This window comes from uncultured Sphingobacterium sp. (genome assembly GCF_964277905.1).
GTDB classification, from domain to species: Bacteria; Bacteroidota; Bacteroidia; order Sphingobacteriales; family Sphingobacteriaceae; genus Sphingobacterium; species Sphingobacterium siyangense.
Window position 1 is genome coordinate 267,218 of sequence record NZ_CAXYKD010000007.1, and the last position, 15,973, is coordinate 283,190.

The 15,973-nt window shown below is 45.1% G+C and carries 10 protein-coding genes; 5 read left to right on the forward strand and 5 right to left on the reverse strand.

What is annotated here, in order from left to right; all coding sequences use genetic code 11:
* Positions 1-90: 90 nt before the first annotated feature.
* The 5 genes from ACHWSC_RS05805 to ACHWSC_RS05825 form a co-directional block, all read right to left on the reverse strand.
* The gene (locus ACHWSC_RS05805; RefSeq protein ID WP_394676129.1) at positions 91-2,421 is read right to left on the reverse strand and encodes a BamA/TamA family outer membrane protein; all 2,331 of its coding nucleotides are present in this window, start codon (positions 2,419-2,421) and stop codon (positions 91-93) included.
* Positions 2,387-7,693, reverse strand: a complete 5,307-nt coding sequence (locus tag ACHWSC_RS05810) for a translocation/assembly module TamB domain-containing protein (protein WP_394676130.1) — start codon at positions 7,691-7,693, stop codon at positions 2,387-2,389. The genes ACHWSC_RS05805 and ACHWSC_RS05810 overlap by 35 nt, the downstream gene beginning before the upstream one ends.
* A 93-nt stretch (positions 7,694-7,786) precedes the next feature.
* On the reverse strand, positions 7,787-7,945 hold the full coding sequence (locus ACHWSC_RS05815) for a hypothetical protein (protein WP_183043818.1): 159 nt from the start codon (positions 7,943-7,945) through the stop codon (positions 7,787-7,789).
* A gap of 243 nt (positions 7,946-8,188) precedes the next feature.
* Positions 8,189-8,920 carry a PRC-barrel domain-containing protein gene (locus ACHWSC_RS05820; RefSeq protein ID WP_394676131.1) on the reverse strand — a complete coding sequence of 244 codons (732 nt, stop codon included), beginning with the start codon at positions 8,918-8,920 and terminating at the stop codon, positions 8,189-8,191.
* 44 nt (positions 8,921-8,964) lie between these two features.
* Complete coding sequence (locus tag ACHWSC_RS05825) at positions 8,965-9,147, reverse strand: hypothetical protein (RefSeq protein WP_394676132.1); 183 nt, start codon at positions 9,145-9,147, stop codon at positions 8,965-8,967.
* A 587-nt stretch (positions 9,148-9,734) separates the two neighbouring features.
* Here ACHWSC_RS05825 and ACHWSC_RS05830 point away from each other — a divergent pair.
* The 5 genes from ACHWSC_RS05830 to ACHWSC_RS05850 all read left to right on the forward strand — a co-directional run bounded on the left by ACHWSC_RS05830 (position 9,735) and on the right by ACHWSC_RS05850 (position 15,972).
* Positions 9,735-10,376: a DUF6266 family protein gene (locus tag ACHWSC_RS05830; protein WP_394676133.1), complete on the forward strand. Its 642-nt coding sequence runs from the start codon at positions 9,735-9,737 to the stop codon at positions 10,374-10,376.
* An 88-nt stretch (positions 10,377-10,464) separates the two neighbouring features.
* Positions 10,465-10,851, forward strand: coding sequence for a hypothetical protein (locus tag ACHWSC_RS05835; RefSeq protein ID WP_394676134.1), 387 nt, complete (start codon positions 10,465-10,467; stop codon positions 10,849-10,851).
* Positions 10,770-11,384 (forward strand): CHAP domain-containing protein, encoded by a 615-nt coding sequence (locus ACHWSC_RS05840; protein WP_394676135.1) that lies wholly within the window; start codon positions 10,770-10,772, stop codon positions 11,382-11,384. The genes ACHWSC_RS05835 and ACHWSC_RS05840 overlap by 82 nt, the downstream gene beginning before the upstream one ends.
* A gap of 18 nt (positions 11,385-11,402) precedes the next feature.
* On the forward strand, positions 11,403-11,858 hold the full coding sequence (locus ACHWSC_RS05845) for a hypothetical protein (RefSeq protein ID WP_394676136.1): 456 nt from the start codon (positions 11,403-11,405) through the stop codon (positions 11,856-11,858).
* Positions 11,859-12,069: 211 nt separating this feature from the next.
* A complete protein-coding gene (locus tag ACHWSC_RS05850) occupies positions 12,070-15,972 on the forward strand; it encodes an ATP-binding protein (protein WP_394676137.1) in 3,903 nt (1,300 codons plus the stop codon).
* Position 15,973: the final 1 nt, after the last annotated feature.

The window sequence follows — 15,973 nt, forward strand, 5'->3', positions numbered from 1 at the left end:
ATGTTAAAGGCGGATAACAGCAATGTTATCCGCCTTTTTTATTTCCTTTTGCTGCAAATCAGATAAAGATCAACAGACAGAAATCCAGGATTAAAATGGATAGCCGATCGCAAGATTAAACATCAGATTATCTTTTCGCCATCTTGAACTCCCAAAGTCGATATCTTTCAATACCCAGCGCTCGCCCTTCGGTAAATAAGGGATACGGAATGGGATGGAAAAGTCGGTACGCAGGATCAGAAAGGTAAAATCAAACCGTAATCCCAAGCCGCCGCCGACGGCTAGTTCCTGCAGGAAATCCTTGCTGAATTTTCCGCCTGGCTTGGTCTCATCATCCCGCTGCAGCCATACATTTCCAGCATCGATAAAGGCCGCCCAATGGACAGGACCAGCAATTTTTGCCCGGTATTCGGTATTCAGCTCCAGCTTGATATCGCCTGTCTGATCGGCATAGAAAAGTCCATTGCCCAGCCTTTCCGGAGCTACTGTACCCGGTCCGATCGCACGTGCGCCAAAGGCACGGATACTATTTGGTCCGCCCACATAATATTGCTTAAGATAGGGCAGGGAACGCGAATTGCCATAGGAGTAGCTCATCCCTATACTCACCCGTGATGCGATCTGTGAATTTTCGCTGAGCTTGAAATAATGCCTGCCATCCACACTGGCTTTGACATACTGCGAGAAGTACGCATCAAAAAGTTTAAAAGTCTTGCCCTTATTAAAGTCTGCACCTTTGATAAGCCCCAGGATATTTCCCGATAGATCCAAGTTCCCCTTAAAATAAAACGTATTGCGCAGGTGCTTTTTCATGGTGTTCTGAAAGGTGAAGTTATAATTGGGCCCAATTGTGAATTGGGGATCGATTACATGCCGGAGCGCCGGAATGGTATCCATCTGCATCTTGTAGCTCTCCGAAATACCTCTCGGCTGTACATAGGTGATTTCCATAAGCGCCAGATCATGCTGTTTCTCTTCGTTCTCCTGCCAGGTATAACCGTAGCTCAGCGCCATCGAATTGAGCGTATAGGCTTTGCGCCGGTTTAAAAATTCATAGCGTGCCTTGATATAGGTGTTCGGAATAAATTGGCGCGAAGGATTAATGGTGCCAAATGGTGTCAGTATCCTCGGGAACGTCAAGGTGGCCTCGGTACCGTAGCGGAAATAGCTGGAGTTCAGATCGGCATTGCCGCCCGTCTGCAATTCGTAACCACCAAATACGTTGATATTGAGCTTCTCGGCACCCTTAAAGGCATTTCGAAGAGTCCAGTTGACATTCACTTCGGTCCCATTGTAGACCGAAGCCATTTTTCCCAGCAGTTCTACACGGATAGATTTCTTCGGCAGGGGAGTGAGGTAATAGTATACATCGAGCGCATTGGGTACCTCCTTGCTGTCCACAAAGTTATTTTTGACAAATTTCCAGCTGTTGAGATTCACCAAGTGGCTGATGGTCCTGTTGTGGGCGTCGCGGTTATACAGATCGCCCTCCTTGAAAAAAATATGATTGGCAATAACAGGTTTGCGGAAGGTATGATTTGGGTCAATAAAATAATAACTGCTGTCAAATAGTTCGGCATGCCGCGGTGACTGCTGGTAGCCAGCTCCGGTTTCGGTATAGTTTGGGAAAATATAGATCTTGTTGATTTTGGAGGCAGTTCTTGCCTGTTCGGGCGTTTCCTTTTTTACGGTCACATAGAGGTTGACTTTATGATCTCCGATGGTGCTGTCTACCTGCACCAGGATATAGTCTGGGCTAAAATAATAATAGCCCTTATTTTTAAGGACGTTGTCGATGCGGTCGCGTTCATTGAGCACGACGTCAAGACTATAATTTTTGCCCACCTGCAACAGGCTGCGGTCAGAAGTTGCGCGGATATCGCGTCCCAGCTGCGTGCTGCTGTCGACATCAAAAGTGACGGATCTGATCCGGTAGATCAGATTGGGCTTGGCGGTATAGTCTACCGTAGCTTTTTTATTTTCGACGATTGTATCCGAAGTAACTTCCGCATTGAAAAAACCGATATTCTCAAGCCGGTTGCGCAGCAGATTCTCATTGTACTCCCGGTTTACATCGCTCAGCAAAACGGGTTCTTCACCTATCTTTTTGAGAAAACGCTTGATAAAATTGCTATTTGAAGTATCGCCGGCCATGTTGTTAAAATAGAGCTTGTAGGGCATGCCCAGAACGCGTTTGTTGGGCTGGGGCCGAAGCGATTCGGCCAGATAGGTAGCCAGCTTTTCCTTGTCTTTCTTTGAAATAGTATCGGAAGCGATCTTAACGTTTCCCTTCACATAAAGGCTGTCTCCTTCGGGCAGGTTTTTAGTCGACGAACAGGAAGCAATCAGCCCGCTAAAGGCAAGCAGGCCAATAATCGATTTTAATTTAATTTGCATGGTAATTCCTTTCCTCGTCTTCATTTTTAATCGCTGTGGTTCTGATGGTATCTGAATTTGTTGGCATATTATTTTTTTGCCCATTGTTTGCGGTGCTGTCTAGCTGCTGGCGGCGCTGCTGTTCTTTTTGCTGATCTTCTAGCTGTTTTCTATATTCGGGGCTATGGAGCATCAGGCTATCACGGATCACCGTGCGCACACTGTCCCGGTAGGCCGAATCTTGTTCCATGCGGTCTACGTCAAAACGTTTCCTGAATTTCTTGCTGCTGGTATTGTAATATTCCTTGAGCTTTTTGGAACGCATAAAGATTTCCTTAAATCGGTTGTAGTCCATCGTGATGATAAAGCCGATTCCGGTTTCAACAAATTGCCCCTGTAAAGTGACCTGATATTGGTTTTTGCGGTAGAAGCGGGCAAAGTACCGTCCGTCTTGTGAAAGCTGATAATCCAGTTGTATATCGCCGGCAATATTATTGGCAGTTTCTCCTGGTCGTGAATTTCCTTCTACTTCAAAGTTAGATCCGATATTGACTTTCAGCCGGTCGTTGAGCAGCATTTTGGAGACGCCGATATTCAGGTCGGTGCGCGTCTGGGCCGTTCCAGTGCTGTAATCGTCTTCTGATGTCAGGTTGAAATCAAGTTCAACGCCTGTAATTAAATCGGAGGCAAGGCGATTGAGCTGCGAACTCAAAAATGAACTGACACTATTTCGTACCAGTGCCTCTGTACCTCCGCCACCGGAAAGGCTTTCAAATGGATTGGCCGACATAAAGCGCCCTAACACAATCAGTGAAAAGACTTGTTTGTTCAGGTCGGAAGGATTATCACGTAAGGTGGTCAGTGCATTGTCTACCTTACTGATGACGTCCTGTGATACGATGGCATTATTAGCATTCAGGTCGATATCAAAATTCAACTGTGGCTGAAACAGTTGGTCTGAAATTTTCAGCAGCACGTCGAAAGGTATCTTTTGCTTATACAAGTTTGCGTTCTGCGTACCAAGCTGTGGCGCAACCAGTTCCAGGGTTGGTGCTTTCAATGTGTACACTGCCGTAATATTGAGCTGCGCGTCCAATGGATCGCCATTCCAGGTAATTGTACTCCCTTTCTGAAATTTGAAGTCTCTGCTCACAGGTCCAAAACTGAATGAATAGCTCCCTTGCTCCACAGTAAAAGTTCCTGACATGGTTATTTTACCACTGGCATCTACACCTGCATTTAATTCAGCCTCGCCTTGAATGTTTAGGGCATCTTGTGATCCTGCGTCGAGCAGAATCTTAAATTTGGCGTCCTTATCAGTCTGCAGGTTCAGATCGACGTCTATTCCTGTAAGCTTTGTTACAGTCATAGAATCTAATCTGGCAAGCGCATTTGCGGTAGCCGTATCCCGTTTATCCACAAATTCGACCACGCCCTTCCGATCGGCCATACCGGGATCATTGTTTGGCATCACCATCGTGAAATCGGTACTGTCTAGGACCTTGATTGTACCGTCTACAACGGGTTTGTTAAGATTTCCGCCGATCTGCAGATCGGTGCCAAGAAACATTTTTCCATAAAATAGATCATTGTCTGCCTGCGTGGAATTCAGTACTTCAAAATTGTCCATGACGATGTTGAGGTCAAAGTCAAAATCGGTATAGGTTTGGGTATTGACAGAACCGCTGACCTGGGCCATATTGCCTTTGCTGTCTTCGAGTTCAAATTTGGGGAACGATATTCCATTTTGATCAAAACGGATCTGTTCATCCTTTGCTTTGAATAGGGCATTGAGCATGGCCACATTGAACTCGGCTTCCCTGAAATTAAGGTCACCCCTAATCTGTGGTTTTGAAGGCGATCCTGCTATTTTTAACTGCCCTTCGAGTTTGCCCTTTGAATCTTTGAGATTTCCCATGCTGAATGCCTGTACGGTCTTCATCGTCAGTGGCGCGATATCCAGTGTGAAGTCGAGCGTTGCGTCGCCTTGCGGCGGGTTGATAAAATCGCCGCTCAGGACGAGGTTGTTACCATTTTCGGTAATGCTCACATGGGCATTGTAGGTGTTTTCGCGTTCATTATTGACTTTGATATTGACGTTGCCCACGGTATCTTTTCCGAAGTAAAACTTATCTACCGTCAGATCTGCCACAAACACTGGACTGCTTTCCAATCGGGAAAGTGTAGTCTGCCCATTGATACCGCCGCCCAGATCCAGACTGTCACTCATGACCATCTTGCTCAGGGTCTCTATGCGGAAATTTTTAAAAGCCACATCAACCGGTGAGTTAAGGAGGCTGTCTTTCGATGCAATGCGCAGCTCCTGTCCCTTGTTGCTCAGAACGAAATTATCGGCCAGTATGCCCGCGCTGCCAAATTTTAAGGTATTATTAGGCGCTACATCCCATTTATCGTAGTTGAGCATTAAGCCGTCCTGAAGCAGGCTGAATACAAATAGACCATCTTTGGCCTGCATGTCGGCACCGAGGTGATATTGTTCTTTATCTTGTTTATCCTTGATCCATAGCCCCAGATTAACGATGTTTTGTGCGATCTTTCCGCTCAGAATGGTGTTGGTGACTTCAATGCTGCTGACTTTGACTTTATTGATCAAGGCCGAATAGTAGAGGGAACTATCCAGGCTGTTGATGTCCAGGGTAACATTATTGATTTCTGTACCGCCATATACTGCACGCGGTGCATCTAACTTGGCCGAGAGATTCTTGGATTCACTGTCGAAGAGACCATCCAGGGTAATGGCTTTCATTTCTGTCAGCTCAGGGAGAAAATCCTGAATAAGCCTATTTCGGGTCAGCTGTGCCGAAAATTCGATGCGCTGCGGCGAGTAGGGCGGAATCTTGACAGGCTTCTCGGGTTTATAATATAGCTGCAGGAGATCCTGTACGGCACTTTGCAGTTCTAAAATTTTGTACTTGCCGACGAGGTGGGCATTCAGAAAATCGGAACGCAGCTGCAGCTGATTACGGCCGCTGTCAGCTTTTGCCAGGAGAGATACCGTGTCAAGCGCATATCGATCGCTGTTGTATCGGATCAACGAATTGGTGATATGCGCTTCACCGTTGAGGAAGTTTGGATCAGCAGTGCTGAAATTACCGCTGAGCTTACCGCGGTAGCTGATAGCATCTTGCACCAGGTTCAACTTTTGTAGGTTGATGCTGTCGACGCTCATTTCAAAGGCTATTTTGGGATAGGTCGCATCCATCTGCGCAGTGGCATCCAATTTCAGCTTGATATTCGGGTCTGGACTGATGACGGATGCTTTAATGGCGCCTCTTTCTGCCGAGAGATCCATATCGATATCATGATAGCGGTAGCCCATGGCATCCATGCGGTTTACTTTGCCATCAAAACTGGCAATCAGTTTTTTAGGATCTGTGCCTCTGCCTTTGACTTTGCCTTCAAAAGAAAGAATCCCCAAGGTACTGTCCATCTTCATGATTTTGCCGATGTCCAGGTCTCGCACACTAACCGATGCCTCATAGCTGGTATCGCGCTTGGCCATAGCAACCCTTCCATCTAATTTTGCGGTCCCTTTTTCGGTAACTAAAGCCAGTTTTGTATTGAAGGCAGTCATTCCGCCTTTAAATGTGCCACTAAGTCCAATGGTGTTCGGTAGCTCGATACCCTGAGGTAGCATAGACCTGGAAACCAGGTTTTCGATATCCGAACGGCCGGTGGTTAATTTTTTAAGGTTGAGGTCTACCGACAATTTATTTATATCGGGTAATCCTTTTAAATGTAAACTGGCAATCAGCCGGGTATTGGAAAGTGTGCGGAAATCGATATTCGGAATATTCAGGTCATCTACACGGCCAGCTACGCGGGTATCAATATAAAACTTCTTGTCCAGTAGTGGCTTCATCACTTCCATAGTGTCCAGAAAAGGGGCAAAAAAGCGAATATCGCGCATATCAATATAACTCTTGATGAGGCTGGCATTGACCCGGATCAGTTCCGGCTTTTTGGAAATGATATCCAAGGAAGGGTAACTTAGCTTAATATAATCGCGAATCAGGGTACGGGGAGTTTCCGCATATAGATTTTTAATTTCGGCACCTGTACTGGTATAGTTAAAATCGGCTTTCAGCTGCTTGATCGTAAATCCAGAGTGGTCAGCAGCAACAAGCTCTTTCATTGATCCGCTGATGGAATCGGCGCTATAATATAAATCTGTCAACTGGGTTTTGAATCCCGGCATATGGATGTTAAAATAGTCAAATCCTTTGATGCGGGGCTGGTTGTCGTCCTTAAAACGGATACTGGTATTATTGATGTTGATGTCTTTTGCCGAAACGACCCAGTTCATCTTTGCTGCGCTGCTGCTGTCGGCTTCACTTTCGCCAGTTTTTGCTGCTGAGGCCGAAGATTTTTGGATTTTTCCCAGCAGGACATTATTATCCGAACCATCGAGATCGAGCTTTTGGATGTCGACAAATTCTTTGTTGAGATCGATCTTATTGATAGCGGCATAGAAATTTTTCAGTATAAATTGAGATTTAAGTGCACTCGATTCATCTTCATAGCGAACCAGCACATTACTGAGCTCGGCTACCTGGATGCCTACATCAGGAAGGAGGGATGTGGTTTGTGCAGTTTTATCGGTGATACCAAAATCTTCAACCGAAGGGCCAGATCCGTCAGTTGTTGGTTTCCATTGCTTTACTGTTGCATTTAGCCTGTCGACTTTAATTTTTGGTAAGTCAAAGGCCATGTTTTTGGTCAAGTCAAATTTTTTAATATTGGTATTTATGCTGCCTAGATACACATCGGCACTTGTACCGATAACCTCATCGGCATAGACAACATGTATTTTTGAAAACTTGACCTTATCGAGGTTAAAAAGAAGGGCTGAAGTTGTGTCGGCGGTTGGTTCGCTTTCCTTTTCAGAGGCAAAGGCTTTGACGATATAGTCAAAGTTAAAGCTGCTGTCGGGTAAAGAACGTCGTATTTTGGTGGTAATACCATCGGCTTCCAGGCTTTGGATTTCAACCGTATTCTTTAATAGTTTCAGCATATTGATATCGACCGCAATGCTTTTACCAGCAACTAAGGTATCCTTACTTTGATCTTCGAGATAGATATCTTCCAAAACCAATTTTTTAGGAAAATCGATATTGATGTAACCAATTTTGACGGGGGTGCCGATCTTTCCTTCGACATAATGTGTCACTTTACCAGCGATATAATTCTGTATGGAAGGTAGGCGAAGCAGGAAAACGATAAGAATAAAAAGCGTAATTATTCCTCCAATAATCCACAATATTGTTTTTAAAGCAATCCGGGCAAATCTGTTCAATGTGTTGTTGATTTAATTTTACAGATAGGACAACACAGAACTGCAAATGGTTTGGATATTGTGAATTGATATCTTCGCCGATGTATGTTTAATCTACCATAGCAGCCAGGTAAGAATTGCCAGAAAGCCCCCGCGGATAAGCAATTCCTGAGTCAGCTCTTCCCGGTCAAGTTTATACCAGCTATATTTTTCATAATACCTCCTGATGGTTTGTCTATTCTTTTCGTGGATGTTTTTATATGTTGTTTTCATAACCGATTTGTATTGATTTGCTACAAATCCTGCAATTTTAATGCAGTTTATATGAAGTTATAGGGATTTGAGTAGTTATTTTGTGCGATAGGTTATAAAATACTGGTGTTTTGGGTATTTTAACGAGTCGATTCGGGAAATACGGCCCGATAAAACAGTTATAAATAGACATCAGGCTTAAATAAATGCTGCAATTTAAGCCTGATGTAATAGTTCCTGATATAACAGTTATACCTGATTATCCTATAATTCACTGTTATTGTCGAGCGTACCAGGCTCATGTCCTGTGGTTTGCTCATGTCTGGCAGCCACCCTTCGGGTCCGTTGGGCCTGATCCGGCGGAAGACTTTCGGTCTTTTTCCCGCCGCTATAGAATGTATCTTCACTAAAGTGATAATGATCATAGAATTCCGTCGGGTGATAGCTACTCTCGCTCACGATAAAACCCACATCGCCGGTGCCTTCAAATACATGACGGATACTTAGTTCTGTTTCGGGATCGAGCTGATCCTGTTGATAAGCAGGCAGCCGGATTAACTGATCTTCGTTGACGGATATCACTACAACTTCACCATCATCGGCGGGATTATACAGATAATCCGTTGCAGGTTCTTCCGTTGGGATTTCGTCTACCGTTAGGATCACGCTATGATCGATCGGTTCGACAGCTGGAGTCGGGTAAGCTTCTTCATTGCTGGCCTGAATCTGCGTACCATCGTAAAGTGACGCCAGTCCAATGGGAGCCAATACTTTCTTATCTTCGTCAATAACAAATTCGGCGTCATGGAGATCGATTAGGATGTAACGGACCTGTTGGCTTTCAGGGTCAAAGAGCAGATCATCCACCTTGCCAAGCAATTGCCCGGCCTCATTTTTCACTTTCCAGCCGCGGATATCAGGTTCGCCATCGACAATTTCGTAATCGCTTCCACCGAGTTCTATCAAATGATTATATTTTTTTTCTTCTAATGCCATGTCTTCAATTTTATTGGGTGATCAATTCTATATGCAACGGAGGTCTAAAGGGTATCTGTTTGCGGCGCTGTTGTGTTAATGCTTGTGTCGGGAATAGGTTTATCTAACCTGGCGTCACTGTTGTAACGGTTTATAAAATACAGGACCAATCCCAGCGCGATAAGTGAAAGCAGCAGCCATAGCCACCAGGGCGCTCCGTTTCTCGGTTTTACTTCTAAATGTGCCATATATACTTTTTTAAAAAAGAACAACTGCTATGGGGCTTCGTTTGAAAAAAATTTGTTTAAGCTGGATTTCAGGCGTATGCGCTTGGGATTGGCGGTCCATTGGCTAGCTTTTTTGTTGCTGTCTCTCTGCTAGTTCTGTGCTCTTTATTTGCTTATCCTTTGCTGTTTCTCTGCTTATTCTTTGCCATTTGTCTGCCTGTTCTTTGCTCTTTCTTCGGGGCTGCTTTGGGCTTTCATAACCCTTTGTTTGCCTGTTCTTCGGTATTCCGTTGCTGTTTCTCTGCTGTTTTATTGCTGTTTCGTTGGTAGTGGGACCACAGAAAAACATCGAATTAGCCTGCTACAAGCGGACTAGTTGTCTTTTAGAAACCTCTTTGCTGCCTTCCATAAGTTTGCTAAGCTCATTTCACAGGCCTCGCTATTCCCTTAATGCATGCCGCCGAAACAGGCATTTCTAGACAAATGACGTCAGATGGCGCCATTTGCCAGCCTTCACCATATTCCGCATTTACCTTAGTGCCATGATATCGATATCCGTGGCTGCCTGCAGCGCCACATTGTTTTAAACATTTTAAAAAATTAATAACATGGCAAGATTTAATAAAGGTATACATGGTGCTTACACGGGTAAAGTGGGTAACATTGTGGGTTCATCATGGCGCGGAATTGACTATGTCCGCTCCCTGCCCAAGAAAAGTTCAAAACCGGCTTCGGATAAGCAGACTGCACAGCGCATGAAGTTTGGAATGACTACCAGCTTTCTCAAATCCATCAAAGATGTACTGATGCTGGGCTATTCCGATAGCAAACAGCGCGGAAAGACAGGCTACAACGTCGCTTTTCAGCATTTTATCGATAAAGCGATTGTCGGTAACTACCCTAATTTTAGTGTTGATTATGCTGCCGTAAAAATCGCCAGTGGCAGTTTGGCTATCTTAATGGGCTTAGAGACTGTTGAGTCATCACCGAGTGTACTCACACTGGGCTGGGATCCTACGATCAATAAGTTCAACGCCTTTTCAGACGATCAGGTACTCGCAATCCTGTATGAACCGGTTGAGAATCTCTTTTATGCCTATGAAGGTGCAACCAGAAACGATAGTACCCTGGAAATTGCATTGCCGGCAAGTTATTCGGGTAAGACCGTGGTTGGCTGGGCATTTACAATACACCGGGATGGTCTCATTACATCGAGTAGTCAGTATCTGGGTGAATTTGCGCTGACCTAGTTCTGGTCAGATCATGGAAGGCTACTCCAGCAGGAGTAGCTTCTATTGATCAGAAAACAGTTTTCTTTTAAAAATTTAAACATGCAATATGGAATTTATACAAAAACAACTGGCCCAGGATATCGAGGATACCTATTGGCCGTTAACGGGGCGGCAGCTGCTTAGCATTATACTGGCCTGCCTGCTGCTATTTTTTATTTCATCGGGACTTTTGCTGCAGGCCATCGATCCAACAGCGGGGGTATTGGACATCGGTATGCTCTCGGTGCTGCTATTTGCCGTCCTGGTTGGCCTGGCGGCTGTTTATTGCTGCTTTTGGCTTCAGGAAATGCTGTGGCAGCCTTTTAAGTTTTTCCGTCAGGAATTTAGTTTTCACTTTAATCAATTGACATCATGGCAACAATGCATTATCTATTTTTCGGTATTCTTTCTGTCGCTGTTCTCTTTCTTGGCCGTGCTGGCACTGCTGCTGTAAGGGAACAGAAGCTGTCAGGCGGATATGCCGGGCTTCGAAGTACCGATCCTTTAGATGGGCCTAGTGACGCTGTAGCGGTGAATTACTACACAGGATCGGACCTGCGTAAACGTGTTATCGATAGCGCCTTACAGGAGATTGGCGTGCAGGAAGCCACAGGCAATAACGATGGTCCGCGGGTAGAAGCCTATCTGCGCTACGTGGGACTTGGAAAAGGATACGCCTGGTGCGCGGCTTTTGTTTCCTGGTGTTATGGTCGGGCTGGACGCCCATTGCCGCGCAATGCCTGGAGCCCGGCACTCTTTCCAAAGGCCCGTCGGTATACGGCTGCACAGATCGCGCAGGGTGGCATCCGGCAGGCCGATCTGTTTGCGATCTACAGCAGCAGTCTGGGGCGCATAAACCATGTGGGGCTTGTACGTCAACAGAAGGGCAACTGGATTCTGACTGTGGAAGGGAACAGTGCCAATAGGGTCCTGTCGAAGCGGCGCCCTTTGGCGACGATTTATGCTTTTTCAAATTGGATGGACTAAGGCAAAAGGAGGAAATTTATGAGAACGAAACGAACTGATCTTTTGTTTCTCCTATGCACGCTGCTGATGCCGGTTTCCTGTAAACTATATCAGCAGCAAGATAGGGAAGAGCAGCACCTGGTTAAAGGATTATGGAAGCATAATGAACAAACCAACTTAGTGTACAACTTACGCAAGGATAGCTTTTCGCGCTATTGGTACTTTTCATCGGATAGCAGCTTCCGTTTTCATCCTGATAGTGGACTGATAGGGAAGGGGGGCGAATTGCTTATGCAGCAATCGGGGGGCAAAACAAGCTTAAAAAACAGTATATCTACTACAGTAAACGATACCAGCTTTAAAACGGCACAAAAGTCAACATCGGATCACCACCACAATTTATCTATCCTGCAGCTCTGGCTGATCGGATTCATAGCAGTGCTGCTTTTTGGATGCTGGAAACTGAGGTGGTTTATAAAAAGATTCCTAGGGTAAACAAGTTCCTAAAAAACTTAAGATGATCAGATGTGCTAAAGGTTGGTCCGCAAGGGCTGACCTTTTTATTTTCTAGGTTGATCCAGATAAATAGGGCAGCCACAACACTGTGATGAACCCTTACAGGATGCTATTTCCGCTTGGGGCGATTGATTGAATAAGTGGTATTCCATTTGAAATAATTAAGTTTGTGGTATAGCGCTTATAAAAAATGCAATCTTTTTATTTCTATTGGTTACTTGTCTGTTCCTTTGTGGGTACGGCTGTTTTCGGGCAATCGCCGGATTATCCCTCTTTTCGCAATATTTCCTTGGGAACGAATGCAAATACAGTCCACTCTTTTGCACAGGATAGCTTGGGGATGCTTTGGCTGGGAAGTAACAATGGGTTATTTAATTATGATGGCTATGCGTTGCAGTCGCTCACGGGGACCAAATCTCCTTTTCAGACGTTCGTTTACTGTATTGCGCTGATCGATAATAAACATTTCGCATTGGGGACAGGGCAGGGAGTGCTGCTCTATAACTATCAGTTCGACCGATTTGAATCTTTTCCGACAGGGGGACCTGGAGATGTCAGGTCTTTGCTCCTTGTTGGCGATACGTTGTGGATCGGTTCAATAAGTGGTTTGTATTGCTATAATACGAAGACACGTAAACTTATCGATTATCAGAATTCATTTCCAAAGAATAAATCAAAAACCGCCGTGTATGCACTGGAAAAGGTGGGCGATAGAATCTTAATCGGTACATATAATGGACTTTTTGAATTAAATCCATCGAAAAAAGATATTGTGCCTCTACCGCTCCCAGATTATAGGCTGGGGAGTAATCAATTTGTGAATTCTATATTCTCTATTCCGGAATCGGCAAGTACCTATGTGGGGACAGAATACGGCCTTTATCGCTATAATACGAAGAACCATACGCTTCAGAAGACTTCGGTACTACAAAATCATCCCATCAAAGCAATGGCTTCCAAAGATTCCAACACCTTGCTTGTCGGTACGGATGATGGTCTTTTTACGTATCAGCTGGATCAGCAGTTGGTCAAACGGATCAAACATGATTCCCGCAATAGAAACTCGCTGGCCAATAACATCGTGTGGAGTATCTTTAAGGATCGGTCGGAAAATATCTGGCTGGGTACAGACCTGGGATTTTCCTTATGGTCCAACCGTAAGGTGGAAAAAATACTGCCGATCTATCAATTGACAGCGAGCAGCGATGGCAACCGGTTTTATAAAATTAACAAGGATCGCAATGGCTGGTATTGGCTGGGAGGCGATAATGGTTTGATCCGTGTACGTGGGCTGGACGACAAGAATACGGAAAGCAGCTGGTACCGTATGGATGCCAAGAACTATCGTCTGGCACACAACCGTATCCGGGATATCTTTGAGGATCATACGGGATTGGTGTGGATAGCCTCCGACGGTGGCGTCAATGTGTTTGATGCACATACGAAACAGTTTAAAACCTTTACAATTGTCGATGCCAGTGGAAGACGAAATGCGAAATGGTCGTACGACATCTTGCAAGATGGACAGGATAATCTCTGGGTGGCCTCCTATATGGGGGGAATATTTGTCGTCAACCGAAGCCGTTTATTGGAAGCCAAGGGCCCGGTCATAGCAAACCGTAATTTCAGTAAAGCTGACGGTCTTCTGGAAGATTTTGCCAATCAGATCGTTGATAATGGAAGGGGGAAGATCTTGGCGCTGTTCTATAATAAGGGGATCAGTAGCATTGATGTGGCCACAGGGAAAATAACGGAGCTTAAAGACAGCGCTGGGCATGCATTGGATCAGGCGACCTTTATGCTGAAGGATAGGCAACAAACGGTGTGGGTAGGGGAACATGGCGAATTGAGGCGTATTGCTCCGGACGGGAAAAATACATTGGTTCGTTTTGATCCTGTTGGTAAAGGAGAAGTAACTGCCATGACCGAGGTCAAAGAAAGCATCTGGTTGGCAACGAGTACTGGAGTGTGGCAGGTTAATAAGCAGAGTTTAAAAACAGAATTATTAAGATACGGGCAAAGGATATCCTCGATGTATTACGATGCCGATCGGGAGGAAGTGGTGCTGGGCGGAATTGATGAGCTGGTCCTGTTGCCCGCGCAAAATGAGCTATCGGATCTGGATGGTTCCAAAAAGATTGTGCTCACCGCAATGTATGTCAATAATGAACGTTTCGGTAATTACGACTATGGCTTACGGTATAAAAACGAGATTGCTTTGGCGCATGATCAGAATAACCTTCGGCTTGAATTTTCCGATTTGGATTATGGAAATCATTTGGGCTATCGCCTAGCTTATGCTTTTAAAGGAAAAAATGAAACCTGGATTCCGATGGAACGGGGTGATAACAAAGTGCTCCTGTCCAACTTAAGTTCGGGTAACTACGACCTTCAGTTGGCTAAAGTGGATGTCGCCGGTCATGTTGTGTCGAAGATTTATACCTACCATATTCAGATCCGTTATCCATGGTATGCAAGCTATTGGGCCAAAACTGCTTACGCCCTCATTGTTATTTTCCTGCTATTTTGGGTCGTTAATTTTTTCAGGGTTCGCAGTACGCTAAAATGGGAAAGGCGCGAACGGAGGAAGGTACTTGAGCTCACAAAGATGAAAATGGACTTCCTGACAGCTGTGTCGCATGAGCTGAAAACCCCGTTAAGTCTGATTTTGGCTCCTGTCAGCCAAATGATGCGGCAGACAAAAAACAGTGACAAAAAGAAGCAGTTGGACGGTGTTCATCGAAATGCCTTAAAAATAAGCCATCTCATTCAGGAATTAATGACTTTTGATCAGGTCGAGCAGCAGCAGACGCCCTTGCAGGGCTTGCTTACCTCTCAGGTGGATCTGGTCGCTTATAGCAGGCAAATTATCACTGACTGGCAGCAGGTTCCCGAGTACAGTACCGTCCATATTGATTTTGTTGCCGATGTGGAGAGCTTTTTTATACAGACCGATGTAGCCAAACTGGGGTCGATTCTTAACAACCTCATTGCTAATGCCTGTAAGTATAATCGTCGGGAGGGTAGCGTGGAACTGCAGCTGAAAGTAATTGGTCCGGATGTCAAGCTTGTCGTTCGGGATACGGGAATTGGTATAGCACCTGAAGACCTACCTTATGTATTTAGCAAATTCTATCGTTCTTCCCTGAAAGAAGTGAGTGCTGTACAGGGCACGGGCGTTGGTCTGTACCTTGTCAAAAGTTATTGTGAACAGTTGGGCTGGACCGTTGATATAGCGAGCGATCAAAAGGGCACAGCCGTAACGCTTAGTTGGAAACATGACCATGTAAACGATAAGGATGCGACCGATAGCATACCGGTAGGCGCTAAACGAAAGCTACTGATCGTCGAAGATAATGCCGAACTCGCTGATTTTTTACGAAATGCCATGCAGCCACATTACGATTGCCGCATTGTGAGTGATGGTAGCGAGGGCTTACGCTTGATCGACGGACATAGTTTTGTGCCCGACATTATTCTCACGGATGCCATGATGCCCAATATGGGGGGAATTGAAATGGTGAAAAAACTACGACAAAATATCGTGACGGCAACCATTCCGATCATTTTGCTGACAGCACAAGACGATGAGCTGATCAGACGCGAGTGGGTTGCCGTCGGCATAGATGCTTATATGGCGAAACCTTTTGATCTGGACTTGCTCCAGATACAGCTATTGCAGCTCTTGGATAGGAAAGATAAGATTGTCGCTCAGTTGCGTATCGACGAAATCAGTAAACCCACAGAAGCAATAGCTGTACATTCACCGGATGAAAAATTCCTGACCAATGTGACGCAGCTGATCGAAGAAAATTTGGACGATTCGGAATTTTCGGTACAGCGGCTCAGTGAGCTCACGGATGTCGCCGCCAGACAACTCCATCGTAAAATTAAGCAACTAACAGGCTATACACCGGTGGAGTATATACGCAGCATTCGTATCAAAAAAGCAGCGCTGTTATTACAGCAAAAAAAGTTTACCGTTTCCGAGGTGATGTATATGGTCGGATTCTCCAATGCTTCTTATTTCTCAAAATGTTTTCAATCGGAATTTGGGATGTCACCAAAGGTGTATATGGAGGGTTATTTGTAAA